The sequence below is a fragment of the Nostoc sp. genome, from assembly GCF_036917235.1.
GTDB lineage: Bacteria > Cyanobacteriota > Cyanobacteriia > Cyanobacteriales > Nostocaceae > Nostoc.
This window is the reverse complement of sequence record NZ_JBALDU010000064.1, coordinates 1-23,449: the sequence shown is the minus strand read 5'-3', so window position 1 is coordinate 23,449 and position 23,449 is coordinate 1. Positions and strand designations below refer to the sequence as shown.

The window sequence follows — 23,449 nt, the reverse complement described above, 5'->3', positions numbered from 1 at the left end:
AACAACAGGTACTGGCTCAAGCACTGGAACAACAGGTACTGGCTCAAGCACTGGAACAACAGGTACTGGCTCAAGCACTGGAACAACAGGTACTGACTCAGGCACTGGAACAACAGGTACTGGCTCAACAGGTACTGATACCACAGGCACTGGCACAACAGGTACTGATACCACAGGCACGGGCACTGATGCCACAGGTACTAACAGGAATACAGGCGTCGTAACTTCCGAAAGACCTAGCGATCGCGGTTTCAATTTTGGTTGGCTAGGTTTGCTAGGTTTAGCTGGTTTAGCTGGACTAGCTCGTAATCGCGAAAAAGTCCGGGCTTATAGCGATCCTGATGAAGTAGCAGGTTCTCGCTCTAGAAAATAGTATTCACCACACTTTAGGAGGGCACAAATTTCGTTTGTGCCCTCTATTATTTTTTTTGGCGAAATTTACCGAAAAAATCGGTGCAAAGCGCATCATTCAGGACAAAGGCGGTCAAATCTGATTTACTTAAATGTAAATCATAGAAAAATAGCTGTAACAAACTATACTAAATTGTGGATAAAAATCCGTTAACTTAATAAAACTGATAAATGTAATTCAGGCTACATAAAAATGCGCCTAGAGCAGTTGCAAGCCTTTCTAGCGATCGCCCAAACCGGCAGCTTTCAACAAGCAGCGCGAACATCTGGTGTTACCCAATCGACGATTAGTCGCCAAATCCAAGCATTAGAAGCAGATTTGGGGATAGAACTGTTTCACAGAAGCACTCATGCCAAGCTAACGCTAGGAGGTGAACGTTTGTTACCCCGCGTCCGCAAAATTTGCCAGGAGTGGCAGACTGCTACAGAAGAATTAGCTGATTTAATCGCTGGAAAGCAACCAGAACTTTGCGTTGCCGTGATTCACTCCCTATGTGGATCTTACTTACCACCAGTGTTGCAAAAATTTTGTCATGATTATCCAGATGTGCAATTGCGAGTGACTTCATTGGGGAGCGATCGCGCCCTCAAAGTCCTCAAAGATGGATTGGTAGATTTAGCAATTGTGATGAATAATCGCTTTTTAACCACCAGTAGAGAAATGGTGGTAGAAGTACTTTACGATGAACCTATAGAAGTTTTAACCGCAGCCTATCATCCCCTGGCAGAATATGAATTCATCCCTTGGTCGGAGCTAATTCGTTATCCCCAAGTGGTTTTTAAAGATGGTTATGGGATGCAACGCTTAATACAAGACAGATTTGAGCGCATGGAAGCTACACTCCAGTCGGCTTTAGAGGTAAATACCCTAGATGCCTTCCGGGGAGTCGTACGCCAAGGGAAATTGATAGCTTTGCTACCTCAATCAGCATTACTAGAAGCTCGTCTTGACCCTACGCTGGCGATTCGTTCTTTAGCCAGCAATAATACTGGTGGTTTAGCAGATGGTTCGAGTTTGACTCGTCGGGTAGTTATGGTGACAACTCAAGACCGTCTGCAAATTCCCCCCATCAAGCATTTTTGGCAACTAGTGCGGGAAAATATTCCACTGCAAATTGACCAGCAGCGATCGGTTTCGTCACCTGCCATTTTGCTGGACAACGTGAGTTAATTCATGGGCAAGTAATTCCTTCCCTCCATGACTCTCTGGAGCATATTCTCCCTGACGGAAGAAGATATCCTGCCCTGTGGTAAAAGCACGAGCTTGGATGGATTGATTGAGTTGGTCAGAGCGGTTATCTGTGTGGATTTTGACAGCGCTGAAGTCAGTTCCAAAAGCTTGCTCCATTGGTTGCCGGATATTGTCTGAGAGTGGCTGTCCACTTCCCCGTTCCTGTTGGATTGAAGTTTCCAGATCAGATGTGGCTGCAACGCCACCACCCTGACGTTGCAGCGAAATATTGGTATCTGCCAGAGATTTCATTTGTAATTCTTCTTCTTCCTCTGGTAAGGCTTCCCGTTGCAGCGAAATATTGGTATCTGCCAGAGATTTCATTTGTAATTCTTCTTCTTCCTCTGGTAAGGCTTCCCGTTGCAGCGAAATATTGGTATCTGCCAGAGATTTCATTTGTAATTCTTCGTCTTCCTCTGGTAATGCTTCCCGTTGCACAGACTGTTTACTAACAGGCTCACTCATCGTCTGCATCACCTGCTGTGCTACTTTATCAGCTTCCTGCTCGTAAACATCTCCTGGCTGGTTAACAGTGAGTTTTGTTTGGGGACGTAATGATATACGACTAATGTCATGCATTAGTGGTTTTTTGAAGGGTTGCACCGATGGAACTGCTTGGGACGAAGCACTAGGGGAATCTAAACCAAAACCACGCGTCGGTTGTTTAAGTGCAGGTATTGAGAAGGAAGCAGTGGTTGCTTTTTTGGGCTGGACTATGCGTTCTCTCATTTCTTTCTCCTCATGCCCAAGCACTAGGTGGATGAATATTTTGTTACTAACATCTAGACTACAGCGATCGCACTTCTAAATACAATTCATCGAAAGTCTAAATTTTATTCAAGGGACTTTTTTAGGGTTGTTTCTTTCACCATTTTAAAACACTGCTGGTTTGTTGAGTTTAGTTCTTCAACTAAACCTACAATAGCTACTAATAAGCTCTGGGGTCTCTGTCTGATGGACAATATTTATTCGATGGCTTAATTTTCCGCCATTTTTGAGGCTCGTAGGAAGTCACTTTGTTGTAATTAGTAGCAAGCTTGCTAAAGTTTTTCAAAATAGTCTTATCCTCGCCTTGTTGCTGCATCAATTCATAAGTCTGATTCAACAAGGCATACTGATCCTGAGCAAGGAAATATTGAGCATCAGTGTCAAGACCGTCGCTGCCAGGGTCCCAATCTCGAAGTTGGGGCGAGGGACCGATAAAAATATTGGCAGGACTCCACAAAAAGAAGGAACCAGTAATTTCTTCTTTTTCCGATTGATTTAGATCGGTATTACGTTTTTTTTCTGTTTTTGCTTCGTCAATTTTGTTTATAGCTGTAAGGACTTTCCCATAGTCTTTTTTCTCATCTTTAGAGGTGTTTCGGATTTTGGTATCACTAAGAAAATCTTTTGCCGTCATCGCACCATGTTTAGAATAATCTTGTCCCCACCCACGAATATCATCAAGTTTGGGAAGTAAGTGGATATTAACTAGCTGCTCAAGAGTGACCTTATCTTTATTAGGAATGAATTCTTTAGCAATGGCATTGTCTTTATATTTCTCTAAATTGCTATGTGGAATAACGTGATGAGCCGTCAGCGCTATTTCCGCAGCAGGTACAGGATTAGGGTTGTAATCCCGTTTTTGTAGCATAGTTTTTCCACCCTGCTGCACCACATGAGTCAACTCATGCGCTAACAACTCCTGTCCCTCTTCACTCCCTGGATTATATTCCCCTTGCCGAAAGAACACATCCTGTCCCGTCGTGAAAGCACGCGCCTGAATTGACCGATTCAACTGGTCAGACTGACCATCTATGTGAATCTTTACCCCACTGAAATCTGCACCAAACGCCTGTTCCATCGGTTCGCGGATATTATCCACCATTGACTGTCCACCAGCTCTAGCTTGGTTAATGGACGCTTCCAGGTCTGGCACACTAGGCATCCCAGCCTTAGCCTGACGCTGTACCATCGGCTTCATCTGTAATTCTTCCTTATCCTCTGGCAATGCTTCTCGTTGCAGCGTGCTATTGTCCAGAAATTTCATCTGTAATTCTTCCTCATCCTCTGGCACTTCCTGCCGTTGCACCAAAGGAGTGATGGAATTCGCCAGAGGTTTCATCTGCAATTCTTCTGACTCTGGCAATGCTTCTCGTTGAATAGACTGGCGATTTACAGGTTGCGCCATTCTTTGCATTACCTGCTGTGCTACGCTATCAGCTTCCTGTTCGTAAATGTCTCCAGGCTGGCTAATTGAGAGTTTTGCTTGGGTACGCAGTGGTATGCGACTGATATCGTGAGTAAGTGGTTTATGGAGTGGTTGTATTTTAGGAAGTGCTTGGCGTGAAATTGCCGATGACTCCAAACCAAAGCCGTGTATCGGTTGTTTCAGGGATGGAATAGAGAAGCCTGTAGTAGTTTTTTTCTGCCGGCTGATGTGTTCTCTCATTTTCTTCTCCAGATGCCCAAGCAGTGGCTAGATCAATATTTTACTGTTACCAACATCTAGAGTACTGCGATCGCACTCACAACACAATTTGTCGAAAGTCTAATCTAAATTTAGGTAAAAACTTAAGTTCGACTTTTGGCTACTTTTGATTCTGATGCAGTACCTTTAGCCTGGATTTAGGGAGAGTTTTTTTATTTATGGATTCAAATCAGCAACAAAATTTTTTTACATTCGATGGAGATGTTGGCGGTGCTGCTGGATACGCCGGGGTTTCAGTGACTTCTAATGCTAGCAAGGCGGCTAAAACGGCAAGTAAATATCTCAACGACTCACTGCTGCTGAACGAACTCACAGAACGCGTATATAAACTTTTACTAGAAGACCTGCGATCGCAGCGTGAAAGGCTAGGTAATTATAATTCTCAAAGGTGGTTGTGATGGCTACAGGCGCTAATAACGGCAACATTACTCACGAATTAAATTATGTTACTACTAATCGTTTCTATGTAGAAATAGACAGTTCTATTGCTGCATCTTTTGCGGAGTGTACAGGATTAAGTATTCAAATTAAGAAAAATGTGTTTCAGGAAGGTGGTGTCAACGACCAACAAAGAATTTATTTAGGTCATACAGAATTTGCAGACATCACTCTTAAACGTGGAGTTACCGACCATCCAGGTTTTTGGAACTGGATGAATGCAGTTTTTGATGAACAAAAGAAAACATCTCGACGCAATGTCAATATTTTAATTTTCAATCAAGCCGGTGAAACGATGATGAGTTGGACTTTGATTGGTGCTATTCCTATAACCTGGAAAACACCTGCACTCCAAGCAGATGGTAAGGCTGTTGCCATTGAAGAATTAACTTTAGCTTATGAAGGCTTACAAGTTGCAAGGTCTACAGGAGGAGGCACTTCTGTACAACGAAATCAAAAAAGTGGATATTTCGTTTCTAGCTAATTGGCTATTTTTCAACGATAACTATGCAAATTATTCAATCTCCACTAGGAAACAATATTCATCCCCTTGGGGTAATATCATCTTTATCTACTCCTGATAAAATGATATTGAGAAAACAGTCTCATTCTCTGCATTCACGAAGTAATTTTCTTAGTCCCATACAAACTCAACTACCATTAGTTACATCCTCTGAATTTTTCTTATCTCGCGAACATGAACCATCAATACAACCATTAATAAGTTGGGATATTTGGGATAATCAAGATATAAATAGTGATTTACCATTAGTGGGATCTGATTTTTTTGATTCAATAGCTCTACCCAAAAATAGTCATATTAATACTAGTGAAATAGTAAAAGATATTATTCCAAAGATACTGCCAAATCAGATTGATAAAAAACCGAGTGATGATATCTCGCCACAACTAAATATTAAAAGTAAATCTAAATCAAAAAAAATAAATAAATCTCAAAAGCCACTTGAGGAAAAATCCAAATCCAAATCCAAATCCAAATCTAAAAAAGCAGTCAAATCATCTGTGGCTAAGAATAGTGTTCAAAGCGATGTTAATATTAATAGTAATGAAAATAGCTTATTAACATCAGATGAGTCTCTGTCTGTTGAGGCTAATTTGGAAATACCCACATTGCAACTGGATAATGCTGTCGTTGATAATTATCTAGGTTTGCCGTCAGCACTTACCTCACTTGATCTTGATAATACAACTACTTTAATCCATCCTTTGGTGAATGATGAAAATACTGTATTAGAGCATATTGCTGTACCTAATTCTGAGTCTTCAGTTGCAAAACATCCTATTGTACTACAACAAGAAATTGATTCCAATGTTTCAAGCAAATCTCCAGCGAATATACCTATTGAGTTAACACCTACCTCAGCCGATATTGAAGACATACCTAATTTATTCAGAAACTCTGATAATAATGAAGCGTTAGTAATTTCAGAGTCAGAGTCTGCTATGGTGGTTAATGTCTCAGATATCTCAGCAAATCTGACTTCACTGCAACGTGATAACTATCTTGAGAGTACTAATAGCGAGTTTACAGAAAGTCAGCCCATTTTAGTACCACCTAAGATTGTTGAAATACCAACAATTACTCCTACATTACCTGAGATTGTTGAAACTGCGATCGCATCACTTCTGGCTACATCACCTGAAATTGGTGAAACACCAATAATTACTCCTACATCATCAGAGATTAGTGAAACTGCGATCGCATCACTTCTGGCTACATCACCTGAAATTGGTGAAACACCAATAATTACTCCTACATCATCAGAGATTAGTGAAACTGCGATCGCACCACTTTCCGCCATATCATCTGAAATTGGTGAAACACCAGTAGTTAGCGCCACATCGCCTGAGAATTTTGAAACTGCGATCGCACCACTTTTCACCACATCATCTGAGATTGGTGAAATATCAATAATTACTCCTACATCATCAGAGATTAGTGAAACTGCGATCGCATCACTTACCGCCACATCATCTGAAATTGTTGAAACACCAACAATTATCGCCACACAACCTGAAATTGGTGAAACTGCGATCGCACCACTTACCGCCACATCACCTGAGATTGTTGGAACACCAACAATTACTCCTACATCATCAGAGATTAGTGAAACTGCGATCGCACCACTTTTCACCACATCATCTGAGATTGTTGAAACACCAATAATTACTCCTACATCATCAGAGATTAGTGAAACTGCGATCGCACCACTTTTCGCCACATCACCTAAAATTGGTGAAACACCAATAATTACCGCCACACTACCTGAAATTGGTGAAACACCAGTAGTTAGCGCCACATCGTCTGAAATTGGTGAAACTGCGATCGCACCACTTACCGCCATATCATCTGAGATTGGTGAAACACCAATAATTATCGCCACATCGCCTGAAATTGGTGAAACTGCGATCGCACCACTTACCGCCACATCATCTGAGATTGTTGAAACACCAATAATTACTCCTACATCATCAGAGATTGGTGAAACTGCGATTATTTTCAGGGAAATTATTGACAATGAACAAATAGTAGAATCAGAATTTACCTCTGCGGTAAAAAAAGAAGAAAATCCTGAAATATCAACCTTTGTTGATACCTCAGATAATCCCAACTCCCCACAAAATGAGGTAATGTATTTACCTCAAGTTAAGCAAAATGCGATCGCAGAAAATTTGCCAGCACCTAAAGGTTATGCTACTGGTGGTCATGTCATAGACTCCCACGTTGAAAATCGTCAGCAGATAGCACCCTCGGATACAATACCTGCAATGCTTACACCTGGGGAGTTTGTGATTAATACCAGGGATGCACAGAAGAATCTACCCCTACTACATCACATCAACACTGGTGGAACACCGCACGATATTATCCTTCCAAGTTTACAGACACCCAATCCTACAGAGCCAGAAGAAACAATTTTTCCAGAGACTCCGACTAAAGTCGATTCTTTTTCAGACACTTCATTACAGCTAAAAAGCGCTGAGGCTGATTTACCTGAGATATCGAATTATTTAATTCCTTCTTCCTTGGGGTTGAATATTAGTAAACAGAAACTTTCGATTCTCAATTCTCCAGAGATTCATACCCTTCACAATGAAACAAGTGATGTGGATGAAACTTCACCTCAATACTCATCGCCTCCCCTAATTTTCCGAAAAACAAATTCCACCACTAATACATCTTCCCAATGGTCAAATACACCTTCTCAATGGTCAAGTGTGGAAGATTTACTAAATGGAAATGATGATGAATTCACTAGCTTTAATTTTAATGATGGAGAATCTAATAGCCAAAATTATGAACTTTCTCATGCTTCAGAATCACCACAACTTTTTGCTAAACATCTTCCTTCACCTAGAGGCTTTGCTAATGCTGGAGAAGTTACTCTACCCGACATATCTAGAGAAATAGTACCAGTAACCGAAACTATAGAGAGCGCATCTTCATTTTCTCAAGAAGATGATAAAGATGATACAGCCGATCTTGAAGCTCTAGCTCGTGAAGTTTATAGCAGATTACGACAACGGATAGAAATTGAGCGAGAACGTCATGGTGGTTCCTCTGGTAGATTACCTTGGTAAATTTGTATTCAATAATTAATTTTTGGAGAAATACTCAAATGGCAAGTCCAGCAATTATTGTTATTCAAAAACGTCAACCGCAGCTTGAGAAAGCCAAACTTGTAGCTTATAACGGTGAAGCGCCAGATATTGAATTAATGTTTAATCCTACAGATATTACTTTCGCTCGCACTGTTAAATGGGAAAGTAAGGATGGTAATAGAGGAACTACTCTACTTCCGAAAGTCAACTTTTCTGGCGTTGAACCTTACAAATTCACGCTCAAACAGTTACTTTATGATACTTATGAAACAAAAGAGTCGGTGATGACAAAATATATAGATAAAGTTAAGAAAGGTGTAGAAACTATCAGCAAAGTAACTGATAAACGACCACCTGTTTATATATTTACATGGGGAAATGAGTATTTTTATTGTGTAATCACAAGTTTAACTTACACTTTGAATATGTTCTTGAGTGATGGTACACCAGTCAGGGCATTAGTAGATATAGCCTTGCAAGAAGTAGATAAGAATAACCTTCCTGGAGGACGTGAATCTGCTTCTACAGGCAATGCTCGTGAGGGAGATCAAAAGGGACAAACACTGAGTAAGACAAAATAAATAAAGTGATAAATTAGTATTTACTTTGTCATCAAAAGCTGCTCTTAACATTTCATAAGTTATAAAATAATAGTTATGCCTGCTAAACAAAGCCTTTATTTAAGCGAACCTAAAATACAGATAGATGGAAAACAGGCTTCTCCTGAATTAATGAAGGATTTGTTGCAAATCACAATCGAAGAAAGCCTTCATTTACCAGCAATGTTTACGCTAGTAATCCATAACAGCTATATTCCCGCATCTGACCGACCAGAAAACAAAGCTTGGCGACACGAGCCTTTATTTAAAATTGGGAAAAAAGTAAAGTTAGGTTTTACTTCGAGTACTACTCTAGATAATAACTTTCAAGAGGAGGTAGGAGAATTCCTCATTGAAGGCGAAATTACAGCGATGGAAGTTCACTTTAATGAAAAATCTGAAGCTGATATCATTGTTCGCGGTTATGATATTTCTCATCGTCTGCACAGAGGTCGTTATAATCGCTCTTTTTTAAATAAAACTGATAGCGATATAGTCAAGCAAATAATTAAAGAAGTAGGTATAAAACTTGGCAATATAGAGGCAACTGGTGAAGTTCATAAGTATGTCTTCCAAGAAAATCAAACTAATATGGAGTTTTTGCGAGAAAGGGCTGCTCGCATTGGTTTTGAGTTATTTATTACAGAGGAAAAGCTAAATTTTTGCAAACCAAAAAGTCAGGAAGCTTTATCACTAAAATGGCTAGTTGATATTAATAAATTTAGTACCCGTGTTACCAGTGCTGAACAAATAAGTTCTGTAGAAGTACGCGCCTGGGACTATACCCAGAAACAATTGATTAGTGGAACAGCCAAGAAAGAAAAGCAAATAACCGAGACAGGTAATCAGCTAGGAAGTAGTACTAGTAATGCATTTTCTAATCTTAAATCTCCCAAAATGATTGTTGTAGATAAACCTGTTGCCAGCAAAAAACAAGCAGAGACGATGGCTCAGGCTTTGTGTGATGAACTAGGAGGAGAATTTGTTTATGCAGATGCCAAAGCAGAAGGGAATCCTGAGATTCGTCCTGGACGGGTTATTAATCTTCAGGGTATGGGCGATCGCTATAGTGGTAAGTATTATGTTACAGAAACCCGCCATTTCTTCAATCAGCGCATTTATGAAACTGATTTTAGCGTGCGGGGACTACGTTCTGGTAACTTATTCACAACTCTATCCCCAGAAAAACGTCTACAGCCATCTGAGACTTTATTAGTCGGAATTGTGACTGATAATAAAGACCCAGAGAAAATGGGCAGGGTGAAAGTCAAGTTTCCCACTCTCACAGAAGATCATACAAGTGACTGGGCGAGAGTTGTCGCTGTGGGAGCAGGTCAAAACAGAGGCTTTGACTGTTTACCAGAGGTAAACGATGAAGTTTTGGTAGGTTTTGAACATGGCGATATCCACCGTCCCTACGTCATTGGTGGGGTATGGAACGGGAAGGATGCACCACCGGAAAAAGTGGGTGATTCAGTTACAGGTGGTGTAAGATTACGCACTATTAAAACTCGTGTCGGTCATGTTCTACAGTTTGTTGAAGAGGATAAAGGAACTAGTAAAACAGGTATTCGCGTAGAAACTAAAGACGGTCATAAAATATATCTCAATGATAGTCAAAGCTGCATAGAGATTGAAACTAAAGGCGGCCATAGAATCAAAATGGACGATATGGCTAAATCTGTCTCGGTGAAATCAACAGGTAATATGTCATTAGATGCTGCTGGAAATATAGACATTTCAGCCAACGGGGTGATTACAGTTAAAGGTGCGATGATTCGCCTTAACTAATTCGTAATTCGTAATTCGTAATTCGTAATTCGTAATTTTCGGCGAAACAGTTAATTAAAAAGACTATAGGAGGTTGTGATGGGTAAACCGGCAGCAAGAATTACTGATAATGTGGCGCATCCTTTACCGCCAGTTTTAACAGGAGGGCCGGGTAGTCCTAATGTGTTGATTGGGTCTTTACCTGCGTGGCGGGGCGTGCTTGCCGCAGCAGTACCGGGTTTGCAATCGGCAAAACAAGTTTCTGATACAGCTATTCAAGTGGCTGAGGCTGCTACCCTGGCGGCCGCAGGTACGCCTGGCGCACCTGCTGCTTTAGCTACCGAACAAACTACAAAGGCAACATCTGCTGCTACGATGGGTAGTGCGATCGCAGCTGCTGCCGCTGGTGCTGATATTCATAATTGCGCCACACCTTTACCCTTACCTCCTCACGGCCCTGGGGTTGTGATTGACGGTAGTCAGACTGTGCTGATTAACAATCTGCCTGCCTCTCGGATGGGCGACACTATTATAGAAGCATTAGGGCCACCGAATAAAATTATCAAAGGCGATTTTACTGTTCTCATTGGCGGTTGATTGGAGAACTAGAGGAGGTGAGGTAGGGAATAATTGAAACTTTATCCGAAATTTTGTCAGGATTGATAACGTAGTGCAAATAGCAATTAATCATATCAATCTGCTTTAAGAACTTTTTGATCCATCAGTCACCTATCCTAATTTCTTCTCCCAGAATAATGCCTTGCCCATCTGTGGATTTAGCTCATAGCCACTGAATCCGAACGCCTTGTATGCTGACTGGGCAACATGGTTTCCTTCCAGTACCTCTAGGGTGAGTTTGCAGCAGCCCAAATCAAATGCTATCTCCTCCGCTTTCTGTAGCAGCAGTTTGGACAAGCCTCTACCACGGTAGGGTAAAGCAACGATGACATCGTGAACATTAAGTAATGGCTTACACGCAAACGTAGAGAATCCTTCTAAACAGACAACAAGCCCTGCGGGTTCAGCATCGACAAACGCAAGAATTACATGAGCCGCTTTTCTCTTTGCAAGCTCTGCTGAGAGATTTGCTTTAACGTAGTCGGATAGACCTTTACCACCACCCATCGGATCGAGCGCATACTGATCCATTAATTGAACCATAGCATCCGCATGAGCAGGCATACTCAGGTTTGCTTCAACAATTTCAATCATCTATTAATTCTTTACTCTTTAAATGTTGGCATAATGTTCCTGGTAAGTGGCTGCCGACAACCCTAGTTTTGAATAGTTGATTTGAATTAAAAAAACTAATTCCAATCCTGAAAAGATACTAGCAGGAAAGGGAGTAAATGAATTCCCTCAGTCAGTCCACTTCAGAACCTTCAACTGCACTGTCCCTCTGCTCCCCGCCTCTTCATCCTCGACCTTTGGCGAATAGGCTTAAACCTTCTGTGCCGATATCTTTGAAGATATCCATGTACAACTGTCTAAGTGCCAGATATGGTTTATGGTCGTGAACGAGCCTATTTGGGAACAGGTTGGGCTTATCCACTGCATTTAAGTGTGCAAGGCGGGATACAACTTAGCCGTGAAGATAAAAAAGTTAAAGAATCGATTTGGATTATCCTCCGCACGGGAGTAGGTGAGCGGCTTTACCGACCTACTTTTGGTTCACGTTTGTCGGAACTGGCGTTTGCACCTTTAAATAGCGATACCCTACTGCGAATTCGTCTTTATGTCTTGGAAGCTTTAGAAGTTTGGGAACCACGCATTATTATCGATGAAGTTGTCACCGATCCTGACCCTGTGCGTGGCAGAGTGGACATCATCATCAATTATCGACTTAAAGACAGTCCCGATATTTATAGTTTTGTTTATCCTTATTATTTGGTTTCAGCTGGGGAGGAATCGTGATACGAATTAAAAATTGAAAATTAAAAATTCAGAAATAGGACTTACGCAAAATCATGATAAAACGAACCGCATACCCCTTCGGGGAAGCAAGCTACGTGCAGCGTCTCGTTAGAGAAGGACGCAAAGGACACAAAGGAATAAGAGTTTTAGAGGGTTCTTGCGTAAGTCCTGAGAAAGCTAAATTTTGTCTGGGTTTCTAAGCTTGTATCTGTTACATTCTTTTTTTAATTGGTATGAACTTTGACTTTTTACCGAAATTACCTTCTTCTAACTTAGACGATCGCGCCTTTGATGATTTGGTGCAAGAATGTATCATGCGTATTCCTCGCTACTGTCCAGAATGGACTGACCACAACCTCAGCGACCCAGGAATCACGCTCATTGAGTTATTTGCTTGGTTAACTGACCAGATGTTGCTCAGATTCAACCAAGTACCCCGAAAAAATTATGTTGCTTTTTTAGAATTACTAGGTATTCGTCTTCAGCCTCCCGCCCCAGCCCGTACAGAATTAACTTTTTATTTAAGCGCTGCACTACCTGAAGCCTACACAATTCCAGCCGGATTAGAAGCCTCAACTATCCGCACTGAAACTACAGAAGCGATTACCTTCAGCACAGATTCTCCTCTAATTATCGGCAAACCCCGCATCCAACATTTCTTAACTGCCCAAACCACCGAAGATATTCCCCAATCTCTGCGCGAAAGAGTCACAACTTCCTGGACTCGTCAATCTAACGGTTACTGGACAGGTAATGAACAACCGATTTTTGAAGAGGAACCCCAGCCTGGTAACTGCTTTTATTTAGCAATAAATTCTGACGATCCAATAGATGCTAATGTTTTAGAAATTATTTTCCAAGGAGCTGCGGCTACTCCTGCTGGGATTAACCCCAATCAACCACCCCGAAGATGGGAAGCCTGGGATGGGGAAAATTGGCAGCCAGTTTTATTACAAGAGTCAGATGATAAGACTCGCGGCTTCAGTTTTTATGAAATGGCCCAACAGGGTGGAAACCCCTCTCAAGGAGCAGAGGTACGTTTGCATCTACCGCAGATTTGGCCTGTGGCTAATTTTACCTCTTACCGAGGTCGCTGGCTGCGCTGTAGCTTTGTTTCCACGGAAACCAATGAAACTGGTTACAATCGTCCACCACGAATTATTGGTTTAGCAGTGCAGTCAATTGGCGGTACTGTTAGGGCTAGTCACAGTACGCTGATTCAAGATGAGCGATTGGGAATTAGTGATGGTACACCCGGTCAAAGTTTCCAGTTACAAACAGCACCAATTTTAGAACGCCGAGAAAATGAGTATATTTTAGTTACTCCTGCGGGTGGTTTGCCTCAAAAGTGGACTGAGGTGAGAGATTTTGCTGATTCTGGGCCGCATAATTTCCATTACACCATCGATTCGATCACTGGTACAATCCAATTCGGGCCGCTGATTCGAGAACCTAGCCAACTTAAACAGCATACTCAGGTACGGACGCGAATTCAGCAACCATCATTAGATGACACATCTGTACAAGTTCTGGAAAATAACCAATCTGAACACCAGTATGGGGCGATTCCTCCCCGTGGTTCAGAGATTAGGATGGTTAGTTATCGTACAGGCGGTGGTAGAGAAGGCAATGTTCAAACTGGGGCAATTCAGTTTTTGAAGTCTGCATATCCATACATTGCTAGCGTGATTAATCGTGTACCAGCAATTAATGGTGCGGATGCCGAGTCTCTAGAACAGGCTGTGATGAAGGCTCCCCGCATCCTCCGCACACGCGATCGCGCCGTCACTGCTGAAGATTTTGAAGTTTTAACTCAACAGGCGGGTGCTGGTGCGATCGCTCGCGTCCGGTGCTTGCCAGCAAATTCTCGTAGACAAGCTGGTATAGTTAGTTTACTGGTAGTTCCTTATGCAAATACAGATGCGATCGCTCAAGGCAATGGCATGACACCAGAAGATTTTGCCCTCAGTAATGCCCTGCAAGAGCAAATTTTGACTTACTTAGATGAAAGACGCTTATTAGGGGTACAAGTAGAGTTACAAGAACCGAATTACGTAGGTGTTTCGGTACAGACAGAAGTTGCTCTAGAGCCAGCATACAATAATCCTTTTGCCAGCGAAGAAATTCGTCGGAATTTAAGGCGATCGCTATATAAATATTTAAATCCCTTAACTGGAGGAATCGACGGCAAAGGTTGGCCATTTGGGCGACCAGTTTATACATCAGATATTGTCGCATTACTGCAACAAACCCCAGGCGTGCGTCATTTAGGCCCCGTCTTGCTGTTTCCCATCCGCAAGCAAGGAGAAAATTGGCGACGACAACCATCCCCAGAACAATTGATCGATCCAGGCTCAGAAGGTTTGATATGTTCTTGGGCTGATACAAATCTGCGTTCAAATCACGACATCCAAATAATTCGTAATTCGTAATTTGTCATTTGTCATTTGTTATTGGTCAGGAATTATTTTCTCCCCTGCCTCCCCTGCTCCCCTGCCCCCCTGCCTCTTCTACCCCCAATCCCCAATCCTATGGTTCAAAGTCGCTCTAGTCCAGCTGTAAGCATTCAATTAACGCCAATGCAAATTCCTGAAGCTTTACCTGTGGCAGGTTTAGCATTTGCAAATGCAGAAAACATCGATGTAGCTGGACGTAGTTTGCTCTTGCATCCTGGACATCCCGGCGAGATGATTGTGCAGGTGCAAAACTTAGAACAACGTCCTTTGCGGGTAAGCTTAAGCGTTGAAGGAAACTTCCCGTTGCAGTGGTGTCAGATTGGCACAGAAGGCAGTGAGATACCGCCACGTGGACAAATGGATGCTGTTCTCTACTTCTCAATTCCCGACACATTTTTTGAAGACCAAGAAGCAATTTCCTCTGGAAAAAAAGACAAACTAACACTCAATTTTCGCAGCCTAATTACTCTACATATAGACCCAGGCACAGACAACGAACAAATACAGAGAAGCGAATATTTCGATTTATACATCCGTCCCTACACTGCCTACATGGAATTCTTGCCAATTTTGTATCGGGAAGTGGACTTTATTGGTCGCTTCATGAAGATATTTGAGCAAGCTTTTCAACCAATAGTTAATAGTTACAACGTCATGTGGGCAAACCTCGATCCCTTGACAGCACCACAAGCATTACTACCCTTTATGGCTCATTGGGTTGCTTGGCAAATAGATTCTGTTTGGGATCTCCAGCAACAACGGCGTTTAATTAGCCGAGCCGTAGAACTCTATCGCTGGCGAGGAACTCGTAAAGGATTGCGTCTCTACTTGCATCTTTATACAGGTTTACCGCTAGATGAAGATTTACCTAATGAAGCTGATAAACATATTAGTATTACAGAACCTTTTGGCCCAAGTTTCATTATAGGAGATGCACAATTAGGAAATGCAGTTTTAGCCGGTGGACAACCATATCATTTTATAGTGCGTTTGCGTTCAAATATTTCTAGTGGCGTTATCAACGAAGAACTTATTCAAAGAATCATAGAACAAGAAAAACCAGCTTTTTGTACCTATGAATTATCTATCGAAAATCCCACTAATTAAATAATTCGGAATTACATTTGCAGGTAAATAGGGCACGCGACGCGATAGGTGCGCAAGTCCTTGCTCTACTACGAAAGATGTGGTTCAAATACACGATTTATCCTGTAAGTAAAATTAAACAGACTATTAATCCAAAATCTAAAATCTAAAATCTAAAATCTAAAATTACTATGTCCCATCCTTTCCCACCACCACCAATTAAATCCTTTGAACGCTTGCAAGCCGCAGACGGCTTACTAATCAATGCGGAACGTTGGCGCACAGCCCATGAATATCACCGTAATCGGCAAAATGCTCAATATCAAAGTTTAAATCAACCAGGAATTGTCTGCGGTTTAGGCGTGCGAGATGTGACTGCCCCAAGCCAAGTTGAAGCTAGATATCGAGATGGACGTTGGGTACAAATTCAACCTGGGATTGCAATTGATTTAGCAGGTAATCTAATTGTTGTACCAACTTCTTATGATTTTCCGATTGATTTAGAAGTAGTAAGTTCTGAACCGCTCATGATTTACTTAGTAGTTAGCTATGTAGATCCTGATGAATTGCGGCGCGGACAGCAAAGAGATATTGTTCAAGAAACTTATCGAATTGACCAAATAAACTCTACACCAGCCAGTTCAGAAATAGAAATATGTCGGATACTTCTGCAACCAGGAAATACAGAAATTACCCAACCTGCGGATGCTTTTTTCCCTGGATATAATAATATTGATTTGCGTTATCGTCGTCAGGCACAAATGCGTCCTCAAGCACTTGTATGTATGGCGCAGGCGACTCATAGCGATCCAGAATGTGCGCGTAATTTTTTCAGCCTTTCATATTTATTACAAGCAGTAGAACCCCTGTACCCAAGTTTGCGGGGGGCTGATGAACCAGGTCAGGTTTCTTTAGCAGAAAACACCCAAGACTATGATATCCTTTATCTCACAGGTGGACAGGCTATATCTTTAAATAGTCTCGAATTTGAATCGCTCAGAAATTATTTAAATTTAGGTGGTGTGCTTCTAGTTGATGCGCCAACAAATGCAAATCCTTTGATTGAGAGTACTCAAGCTTTGGCACAACAGTTAGAAAGTCCTTTAAGACCTTTAGAAGAATTGCAACGGAGTCATCCTTTAAGGACAAAACCTTTCTTATTTGCCGCCTTGCCAATGGTTAATCAACAGCAGATTAAATTGTTAATTGGTGGAGGAATTATTTTAGCAATTGGAGATTTAGCAACTGCTTGGGGGCTGGATAGAGATTTGAGTTTACCTAGATTGACTATTCGGACAGCTCAGGAATTAGGGATTAATATTCTTCACTATGCTTGGAAGCGGCGACAGTTAATTGGGTTGCAACAAGAAGATAATTCAGGACAGTGGTGAAAGGCAATTTAGTAAGCTGGATATTGCTGTTCAAACCCAAGACTCTAAAGCGAAAGGGCGAACTTGGTGAATACGTTGGAAATCATTGTCCGTTGAGATTACTGTGAGGTTGTAGTGAATTGCAGTAGCTGCTATCCAAAGGTCGTTATCCCCAAAGCCCAGAGTCTGTATGTTGAATTTTCGTCGCTCGGCTTTCTCTTTAGGGCCAAATGCGTTGACAAGTGTGCCTTTGAGATCGCCGTAAATGTCTGAGATTGGTAGATTAATGGGGTAAAGGTCGATAGTGTTTAGAAAAGCCTTAATCCGTTCGAGGTTGGCGGCTTTTTGCTCAGATTTGGCTGCCATATAAAGTAGTTCCCCACAGACAATGACACTGGTGCCAACGCCCGTTTCGCTACGGGCTTGTAGCTGTTGGATGAGATTGGGTTCACCGAAGATGATGCGACTACAGTGATTAGTGTCAAGCAGATACATCAGAATTCAGTTTGCGAGCGGGTGTCATAAACAGACTGGAGACATTTTTCAGAGTCCTCACCTTGCCAGATACCAGCAAATTTCAGCAAATCTTTAGCTTTGGAGCCACGCAGTATTGGTTCCCCATCTTGGATAATGGCACTTGCTGGTTTAATACCAGAGCCATTTTTTCTGGTTTTGAGGTATTCGAGATAGTCGAGAGTTTCCTCTAGAATCGATTCTGGAGCGGTTTCGATCGCAGCAATGAGTTGTTCCTTAATAGTGGTCATGGGGGTACTGGAAGATTGATTGTGGATATCTTGATTCTGCATTATTTCGCACCATTATTTCTGAAACCAAAGATAGCGATACCTGCGGTGGTAACAGAGCTTGGGTTGCCCTGAGCTTTGTCGTACCCCTACGGGGAAGCAAGCTACGCGTACCGTCTCCAAGAGTTGGGTCGAAGTGTAAACCTACGCACTTGATTATCCAAAGGAAGCGGTGACAGTTAGTAGTTTGGACATTGCTTTGAATTATATTGAAATAATGCCAACATTTTTGAGCAATTTCCACCCTACAATATCAAGTTGGAATTATTGAGTTTGGTTGTTTGCGATCGCAGGATTATTTTTTTCGTGTTCAAGTTCTCTCATTAGAGAATCAAAACCACTGGTATTGTTTCCGCTTTGGGCAAATAAAGACCGAATTTTATTGATTATCGCACTCATACTGTTGGATAAAAACTGACCGAGATTATTAACAAAGTTTTTCAGTTTTTCAAAAATCGAAACCTCGACAGTGGAGTATTTATTGACAATAGGATATACAATTTTTCCTTTTTCTGTTTCATAGTACTCTTGTTCAGGCATCAACATTGATGTGAGTGGTTGCACCTGTTTTGCCATATCAGCTTCGGTTCGTTTATTGCTGAGGAATAAAACATCGTAAATTTTCCCATTCCAGCTAGCCCAATAATGGTTTTGGAAAAACCATCGTTTTCCGTCATCACAGTTAGGCTTTTTCCCTTGGTATGGGGTTACTCCAGCTTCACTCAAAAAAGGTTTAGCGATACTTTCAATTGTTATTTTTTCAATCCCAAAATATTCTTCTGCAACTTTTTTAAAAGTACGGGCTAATGTCTGACAATCTCCTTCTGGAGAGCCTTTTAAGAGCGTTTCTGGACTCTTACTCACCATTGTGTATTGAAATTGGATATTTACAAAGTTTTTGAAAAGTTGTTCCAGTATTTTATCTTGTGGTAATGTGTCATCTATGCCATTGACTAGTGTTTTGGCTAGCGAATATTCTTGTAAAAATTTTTGTTTTTTATCTGCTGAGTTATTTGCTGCTAATATTTCTTCAGACTTTGCTTGTTCGTTTTTAACGCCTGCGTCTTGGTTTTCCAAAGCAGCTCTATTAATTTGGTTGACTACAGAAGTAGCCACACTATCCGCCTCTTGCTCATATCGATCTCCTGATTGACCAATAGTCAGTTTTGGCTGTATTTCTCCTATTGACACGCTATCAGCACGTTTTATCGCCATTTTGCTCAAGTTATGACCAAACTGCGAAGAGTGTTCCTTCCCTTGCTGCAACGACTCATTCATCTTTGTTTGCAAGACAGTGAGTCGCTCTTGTCCCTCTGGCGCGATCGTGCCATGCTTGGCTTGTATTTGGAGTTTCGTTGCCTCAAACTGATATTGTTGAAATTTCTGATTTTCTACCTTCGCCTGTACTATAGGCTTGTTGGAGCCAAGTTTAGAGTAAGTATTTAATAAATGCGATTGCAACTGACTTTGCTTTGACGAATAAGCGGATGAGTCAGCTTTTTTGTGAATTTGTAGCCGTTCTTTCATCGCTAGTTTTAAAAGTCAATAGTGGGTAATCTATATATTATGTCACTTACTTAAATATCCCCGACTTCTTAAAGAAGTCGGGGATCTGCGGATTGCAATAATTTATACTGGCTTAAGAACGCCGTACATTCAAGCAACACCATTCTTTGCGTTTCCACAGGGTAGCGACAACCCAACCATTTTCTTCTAAAGCGTCAGCAACAGCTTTAGATTGTTCTAGTAAAATTCCACTGAAGATCGCCCAAGTTTCAGGTTTAGCGATCGCACTCATTTCTGGAATTAATTCAATAATTACATGAGCCAAAATATTGCAAACAATACCATCCACTGGATTTTCAAGCAGTTTTGTCAAAACGTCTACACTCCCCAGTGCTGGTAGTAAACGTTCTGGATTAATATCGTTCAGGGCACCATTACTGATAGTTGATTGCACCGCCAAAGGGTCATTATCTACTGCATAGACTTTCTCTGCTCCCAGTAGCAGCGCCCCAATGGAAAGGATACCAGAACCACAGCCAATATCCGCAATGACTAGATGTTCGTGTTTGCCACTATTACCCACAAACGACTGCGAAACTCCACTTAGCCGCATTTCCAGGGATTCCAAACATAGTTGAGTCGTGGCATGGTTGCCCGTACCAAATGCTACACCAGGATCGAGACGAATTACTAACCGTTCTGTTGTTTCTGGTAATGGTAGCCACGCGGGGTTGATTAGGAAGCGATCGCCTATTTCTTGCGGATGCCAATATTGTTTCCAGCTAGTCGCCCAATCTTCCTCGTCAATTAACTGCCATTGCAGTGAGGGAGATGGAACTCCTACACAAAGAGCATCTTGACGCAGCCACAACGATAGCGCAGCCAAATCTAGTAGCTGCGTTTGAATTGTCGGCAGATAAGCTCTTACTAAAGATGAGTTTCCTTTATTTTCACTAGCTGTACCACGACAGCCAAAATCTTCCAGTCGCCAAAAGATCGATTCTTCTAGGTCTGGCTCACATAAAATATTCAGTTCCCACCAAGTGTTTGCCATTTTTGAGTGCTGTTAGCGCTAGCGGGGCGTTCAGCCCGTGCTGAGTGGTGAGTGCTGAGTTTGAGGGAGTTAGGAGTTAGGAGTTAGGAGTTAGGAGTTAGGAGTTTTTAACTTTTAAACTCCTAACTTTTCTTGACTCAGCACTCGTTACTCAGCACTCAGCACTCATAGTGTTACTGTATACGCGTCCCGAATACCAGGGACTTTTATAATTTCATCCAAAATGCCCTCTGGTAAAGGGTCATCTATACTCAGAGCCATTACGGCATCACCACGAACGATTTTACGACCTACTTGCATACTGGCAATATTCACATTAAAACTGCCGAGTAGGGAACCAAGTTTGCCGATAATCCCTGGCATATCGCGGTGCAGGGTAAACAACATATATTTGCTGGGTGGGACGTTAATCGGGAAACCGTCAACATCGGTGAGGTGGATTTCCCGCTCACCCAACAAAGCACCTGTGACAGAATGAGTACCTAAAGTACCCGTGGCTTCTAGATGCAGCGTTCCGGCATAGTCTCGAATGGAAGCATCGCGGGTTTCAATCACCCGAATTCCGCGTTCCTTGGCTTCTATGTTGGCATTTACGTAATTTACTCGTTCCCGCAAAGCTTGATAAAGTAGTCCTTTGAGGGCAGCGACGATTAAAGGCTGACTTTTGTTAGTCGCGAGTTCCCCTTGCAGTCGAATATTGAGTACTTCTACCCGTCCGCCAGCTAGTTGTCCTACCAGATTACCGAGAGTTTCTGCTAGTTGCATGTAGGGTTTGAGTTCTTCCAACACATCGGGGCCGAGTCCGGGAATGTTTACGGCTGAACGCGCTGGTAGTCCTAAAAGTACATCCCGAATTTGTTCGGCAACATCAATAGCCACATTCACTTGAGCTTCTGCGGTTGAGGCTCCTAAGTGGGGGGTGAGGATAACTTCCTTACCTAGCGATCGCAATTCCGATTCACCCAGTGGTTCTGACTCGAACACATCCAAGGCTGCACCACCAATTTTACCCGCTTTTAGAGCTGCCGCTAAAGCTACTTCATCAATGATCCCACCACGAGCGCAGTTGATAATCCGGGCTGTGGGTTTCATTTTTGCCAAGGTTGTGGCATTGATTAAGTGGGTAGTTTCTGGGGTTTTTGGGATGTGGAGGGTGATATAGTCAGCTTGCTGGAAAAGTAAATCTAGCTCCACTAATTGACATCCAAGTTGTTCGGCTCGGTCTGTAGAAATAAATGGGTCATAAGCTAGGAGTTTCATCCCCATTGTCTTAGCTACAGCAGCAACATGGGAGCCAATTTTACCCAAACCGACAACACCGAGAGTTTTTTTGTAGACTTCCGCGCCGACAAAGCTATTGCGATCCCATGCGCCGCGTTTCACCGAAGCGTTAGCATCGGGGATGTGGCGAGACAAAGCCAAAATCATTGCTAGCGCGTGTTCAGCAGCAGCAATTGTATTTCCCTCTGGAGAATTGACTACCACAATTCCCCGGCGTGTGGCAGCGGGAACATCCACATTATCCACACCCACACCAGCACGACCGATGATTTTTAGCTGGGTGCCGGCATCAATGATTTCTTGAGTGACACGCGTACCAGAGCGAATCATCAGCGCGTCATACTCACCAATAATTGCGATCAGTTCCGCTGGTTTTAGACCTAGTTTGACATCAACGGTTGCAACTTGCGAAAGAATGTCAATTCCAGCTTGGTCAATCGAATCAGAGACAAGAACCTTAGACATGATTACTTCATTTAAAGCTACAGGTTTTGCTGCACAAGACTTTTTAGTTTAGTCTTTATCTGTCGCAATTCAGCAAAAATTATTCGTTTGAATATCGACTTAACCTTAACTTACACTATCTGGTGGTGGTATCAAAGCATGAGTTGCTTCTGGTGGATACTGCCTCCTAAGTATTTGAAGGTGAGTGGCTATTTGCATCATCCTGTCGCTAAATATAAAGCATGAATAGCACTAAGCACCGATATATTTATTAATAGTTAAGAGTTACCAAAATTTTATCGGCTGAAGCAACTTTCTGAGTGGGGTAAAAATGCCTGTATTCTTGACTGGGCTGCAACTTTAGATCGGGCAATGCTATAGACAACCACAAAACGAGCGAGTAACTATTATATCTATCAAATCTTAGCTATTTTTAAATACCACAAGTGGTATCCCTTAGTCAAAGCAAAATATTGCAACTTTTATCCCAAACAGGCGTTTAAATTCACCAACCGATCGGCTTTTGATTTGTTTGTATCGCATATTACCAGAGTTAGCTTTCTGGTCAATCCGCTATCTTAACATAAAATATTTGTTCAATCTAAGGAACTCGTGAAAGCTTTCTGGGAAGTTTGATGTTCTCTTGAAGATGAATAAAGCTCAATTAATTAAAATCATCTTTTAAATCATTCAATAATATTGAAGCTAAAACTAAAAATGTTTACTTCCAAAAGCTTGAAGCAACCAGGATCGTATCTATCTCTGGAAATAGCAGTTTTGATTTTTTTATTCCTAAAGATTCAACTTAATCAAGGCAGATTGCAGATAAAAATATGTCAATAATCTTGTAATATTTTTTCAGTAAGGTTAGCGATAATAAACAACAACAAATGCCTAGTACAGAACGGCGTAAATAAGCAGACCATTAAATAGCCAAAACTTTGCCCTTATATGTCCACTTAAAAGGTTTAGCCATTGTTTGATTAAAG

General features: G+C 41.8%; 20 protein-coding genes. 12 read left to right on the top strand and 8 right to left on the bottom strand.

What is annotated here, in order from left to right; all coding sequences use genetic code 11:
- Window positions 1–373: WGxxGxxG-CTERM domain-containing protein (locus V7K44_RS18775; protein WP_334933427.1), on the top strand; the 373-nt coding region annotated here is incomplete at its 5' end.
- A 231-nt stretch (window positions 374–604) separates the two neighbouring features.
- Window positions 605–1,582, top strand: coding sequence for a LysR family transcriptional regulator (locus V7K44_RS18770; protein ID WP_334933426.1), 978 nt, complete (start codon window positions 605–607; stop codon window positions 1,580–1,582).
- Here V7K44_RS18770 and V7K44_RS18765 read toward each other — a convergent pair.
- Both V7K44_RS18765 and V7K44_RS18760 read right to left on the bottom strand, forming a co-directional pair.
- Window positions 1,550–2,371, bottom strand: coding sequence for an eCIS core domain-containing protein (locus V7K44_RS18765; RefSeq protein ID WP_334933425.1), 822 nt, complete (start codon window positions 2,369–2,371; stop codon window positions 1,550–1,552). The two genes, V7K44_RS18770 and V7K44_RS18765, sit on opposite strands and share 33 nt — an antisense overlap.
- A gap of 199 nt (window positions 2,372–2,570) precedes the next feature.
- On the bottom strand, window positions 2,571–4,076 hold the full coding sequence (locus V7K44_RS18760) for an eCIS core domain-containing protein (protein ID WP_334933424.1): 1,506 nt from the start codon (window positions 4,074–4,076) through the stop codon (window positions 2,571–2,573).
- Between the two features lie 197 nt (window positions 4,077–4,273).
- Between V7K44_RS18760 and V7K44_RS18755 the strand changes: the two genes are divergently transcribed.
- The 6 genes from V7K44_RS18755 to V7K44_RS18730 all read left to right on the top strand — a co-directional run bounded on the left by V7K44_RS18755 (window position 4,274) and on the right by V7K44_RS18730 (window position 11,143).
- The gene (locus V7K44_RS18755; RefSeq protein WP_094350960.1) at window positions 4,274–4,513 is read left to right on the top strand and encodes a hypothetical protein; all 240 of its coding nucleotides are present in this window, start codon (window positions 4,274–4,276) and stop codon (window positions 4,511–4,513) included.
- Window positions 4,513–5,037 carry a phage tail protein gene (locus V7K44_RS18750; protein WP_094350961.1) on the top strand — a complete coding sequence of 175 codons (525 nt, stop codon included), beginning with the start codon at window positions 4,513–4,515 and terminating at the stop codon, window positions 5,035–5,037. The genes V7K44_RS18755 and V7K44_RS18750 overlap by 1 nt, the downstream gene beginning before the upstream one ends.
- A gap of 23 nt (window positions 5,038–5,060) precedes the next feature.
- Complete coding sequence (locus tag V7K44_RS18745; protein WP_334933423.1) at window positions 5,061–8,156, top strand: hypothetical protein; 3,096 nt, start codon at window positions 5,061–5,063, stop codon at window positions 8,154–8,156.
- 38 nt (window positions 8,157–8,194) lie between these two features.
- Window positions 8,195–8,758: a CIS tube protein gene (locus V7K44_RS18740; RefSeq protein WP_334933422.1), complete on the top strand. Its 564-nt coding sequence runs from the start codon at window positions 8,195–8,197 to the stop codon at window positions 8,756–8,758.
- A 75-nt stretch (window positions 8,759–8,833) separates the two neighbouring features.
- On the top strand, window positions 8,834–10,567 hold the full coding sequence (locus V7K44_RS18735) for a VgrG-related protein (protein ID WP_334933421.1): 1,734 nt from the start codon (window positions 8,834–8,836) through the stop codon (window positions 10,565–10,567).
- Between the two features lie 78 nt (window positions 10,568–10,645).
- Window positions 10,646–11,143, top strand: a complete 498-nt coding sequence (locus V7K44_RS18730; RefSeq protein ID WP_334933420.1) for a PAAR domain-containing protein — start codon at window positions 10,646–10,648, stop codon at window positions 11,141–11,143.
- A gap of 132 nt (window positions 11,144–11,275) precedes the next feature.
- Here the strand turns inward: V7K44_RS18730 and V7K44_RS18725 are convergent, their stop codons facing one another.
- Window positions 11,276–11,758 carry a GNAT family N-acetyltransferase gene (locus V7K44_RS18725; RefSeq protein WP_334933419.1) on the bottom strand — a complete coding sequence of 161 codons (483 nt, stop codon included), beginning with the start codon at window positions 11,756–11,758 and terminating at the stop codon, window positions 11,276–11,278.
- 288 nt (window positions 11,759–12,046) lie between these two features.
- Here V7K44_RS18725 and V7K44_RS18720 point away from each other — a divergent pair, with 288 nt between their 5' ends.
- The 4 genes from V7K44_RS18720 to V7K44_RS18705 all read left to right on the top strand — a co-directional run bounded on the left by V7K44_RS18720 (window position 12,047) and on the right by V7K44_RS18705 (window position 17,393).
- Window positions 12,047–12,460, top strand: coding sequence for a GPW/gp25 family protein (locus V7K44_RS18720; protein ID WP_334933418.1), 414 nt, complete (start codon window positions 12,047–12,049; stop codon window positions 12,458–12,460).
- 233 nt (window positions 12,461–12,693) lie between these two features.
- Entirely contained in the window at window positions 12,694–14,892 is a 2,199-nt protein-coding gene (locus V7K44_RS18715; RefSeq protein WP_334933417.1) for a putative baseplate assembly protein, read from the top strand.
- A 99-nt stretch (window positions 14,893–14,991) separates the two neighbouring features.
- Window positions 14,992–16,023, top strand: a complete 1,032-nt coding sequence (locus V7K44_RS18710; RefSeq protein WP_334933416.1) for a phage tail protein — start codon at window positions 14,992–14,994, stop codon at window positions 16,021–16,023.
- Window positions 16,024–16,193: 170 nt separating this feature from the next.
- Window positions 16,194–17,393: a DUF4159 domain-containing protein gene (locus V7K44_RS18705; RefSeq protein WP_334933415.1), complete on the top strand. Its 1,200-nt coding sequence runs from the start codon at window positions 16,194–16,196 to the stop codon at window positions 17,391–17,393.
- A 30-nt stretch (window positions 17,394–17,423) separates the two neighbouring features.
- Here V7K44_RS18705 and V7K44_RS18700 read toward each other — a convergent pair whose 3' ends face one another.
- The 5 genes from V7K44_RS18700 to serA all read right to left on the bottom strand — a co-directional run bounded on the left by V7K44_RS18700 (window position 17,424) and on the right by serA (window position 22,481).
- Window positions 17,424–17,867 carry a type II toxin-antitoxin system VapC family toxin gene (locus tag V7K44_RS18700; RefSeq protein ID WP_334933414.1) on the bottom strand — a complete coding sequence of 148 codons (444 nt, stop codon included), beginning with the start codon at window positions 17,865–17,867 and terminating at the stop codon, window positions 17,424–17,426.
- A complete protein-coding gene (locus V7K44_RS18695) occupies window positions 17,867–18,136 on the bottom strand; it encodes a hypothetical protein (RefSeq protein ID WP_334933428.1) in 270 nt (89 codons plus the stop codon). Before V7K44_RS18695 ends, V7K44_RS18700 begins: the two co-directional genes overlap by 1 nt.
- A 303-nt stretch (window positions 18,137–18,439) precedes the next feature.
- Window positions 18,440–19,702 (bottom strand): hypothetical protein, encoded by a 1,263-nt coding sequence (locus V7K44_RS18690; RefSeq protein ID WP_334933413.1) that lies wholly within the window; start codon window positions 19,700–19,702, stop codon window positions 18,440–18,442.
- Window positions 19,703–19,814: 112 nt separating this feature from the next.
- Window positions 19,815–20,735, bottom strand: a complete 921-nt coding sequence (gene prmA / locus V7K44_RS18685) for a 50S ribosomal protein L11 methyltransferase (protein ID WP_334933412.1) — start codon at window positions 20,733–20,735, stop codon at window positions 19,815–19,817.
- Between the two features lie 165 nt (window positions 20,736–20,900).
- Complete coding sequence (gene serA / locus V7K44_RS18680) at window positions 20,901–22,481, bottom strand: phosphoglycerate dehydrogenase (RefSeq protein WP_334933411.1); 1,581 nt, start codon at window positions 22,479–22,481, stop codon at window positions 20,901–20,903.
- Window positions 22,482–23,449 lie beyond the last annotated feature (968 nt).

What these genes read in the sequence shown, in the direction of transcription:
- V7K44_RS18770 (WP_334933426.1), top strand. Translation starts at nt 605, where the DNA reads ATGCGCCTAGAGCAGTTGCAAGCCTTTCTAGCGATCGCCCAAACCGGC.
- V7K44_RS18765 (WP_334933425.1), bottom strand. Translation starts at nt 2,371, where the DNA reads ATGAGAGAACGCATAGTCCAGCCCAAAAAAGCAACCACTGCTTCCTTC.
- V7K44_RS18760 (WP_334933424.1), bottom strand. Translation starts at nt 4,076, where the DNA reads ATGAGAGAACACATCAGCCGGCAGAAAAAAACTACTACAGGCTTCTCT.
- V7K44_RS18755 (WP_094350960.1), top strand. Translation starts at nt 4,274, where the DNA reads ATGGATTCAAATCAGCAACAAAATTTTTTTACATTCGATGGAGATGTT.
- V7K44_RS18750 (WP_094350961.1), top strand. Translation starts at nt 4,513, where the DNA reads ATGGCTACAGGCGCTAATAACGGCAACATTACTCACGAATTAAATTAT.
- V7K44_RS18745 (WP_334933423.1), top strand. Translation starts at nt 5,061, where the DNA reads ATGCAAATTATTCAATCTCCACTAGGAAACAATATTCATCCCCTTGGG.
- V7K44_RS18740 (WP_334933422.1), top strand. Translation starts at nt 8,195, where the DNA reads ATGGCAAGTCCAGCAATTATTGTTATTCAAAAACGTCAACCGCAGCTT.
- V7K44_RS18735 (WP_334933421.1), top strand. Translation starts at nt 8,834, where the DNA reads ATGCCTGCTAAACAAAGCCTTTATTTAAGCGAACCTAAAATACAGATA.
- V7K44_RS18730 (WP_334933420.1), top strand. Translation starts at nt 10,646, where the DNA reads ATGGGTAAACCGGCAGCAAGAATTACTGATAATGTGGCGCATCCTTTA.
- V7K44_RS18725 (WP_334933419.1), bottom strand. Translation starts at nt 11,758, where the DNA reads ATGATTGAAATTGTTGAAGCAAACCTGAGTATGCCTGCTCATGCGGAT.
- V7K44_RS18720 (WP_334933418.1), top strand. Translation starts at nt 12,047, where the DNA reads ATGGTTTATGGTCGTGAACGAGCCTATTTGGGAACAGGTTGGGCTTAT.
- V7K44_RS18715 (WP_334933417.1), top strand. Translation starts at nt 12,694, where the DNA reads ATGAACTTTGACTTTTTACCGAAATTACCTTCTTCTAACTTAGACGAT.
- V7K44_RS18710 (WP_334933416.1), top strand. Translation starts at nt 14,992, where the DNA reads ATGGTTCAAAGTCGCTCTAGTCCAGCTGTAAGCATTCAATTAACGCCA.
- V7K44_RS18705 (WP_334933415.1), top strand. Translation starts at nt 16,194, where the DNA reads ATGTCCCATCCTTTCCCACCACCACCAATTAAATCCTTTGAACGCTTG.
- V7K44_RS18700 (WP_334933414.1), bottom strand. Translation starts at nt 17,867, where the DNA reads ATGTATCTGCTTGACACTAATCACTGTAGTCGCATCATCTTCGGTGAA.
- V7K44_RS18695 (WP_334933428.1), bottom strand. Translation starts at nt 18,136, where the DNA reads ATGACCACTATTAAGGAACAACTCATTGCTGCGATCGAAACCGCTCCA.
- V7K44_RS18690 (WP_334933413.1), bottom strand. Translation starts at nt 19,702, where the DNA reads ATGAAAGAACGGCTACAAATTCACAAAAAAGCTGACTCATCCGCTTAT.
- prmA (WP_334933412.1), bottom strand. Translation starts at nt 20,735, where the DNA reads ATGGCAAACACTTGGTGGGAACTGAATATTTTATGTGAGCCAGACCTA.
- serA (WP_334933411.1), bottom strand. Translation starts at nt 22,481, where the DNA reads ATGTCTAAGGTTCTTGTCTCTGATTCGATTGACCAAGCTGGAATTGAC.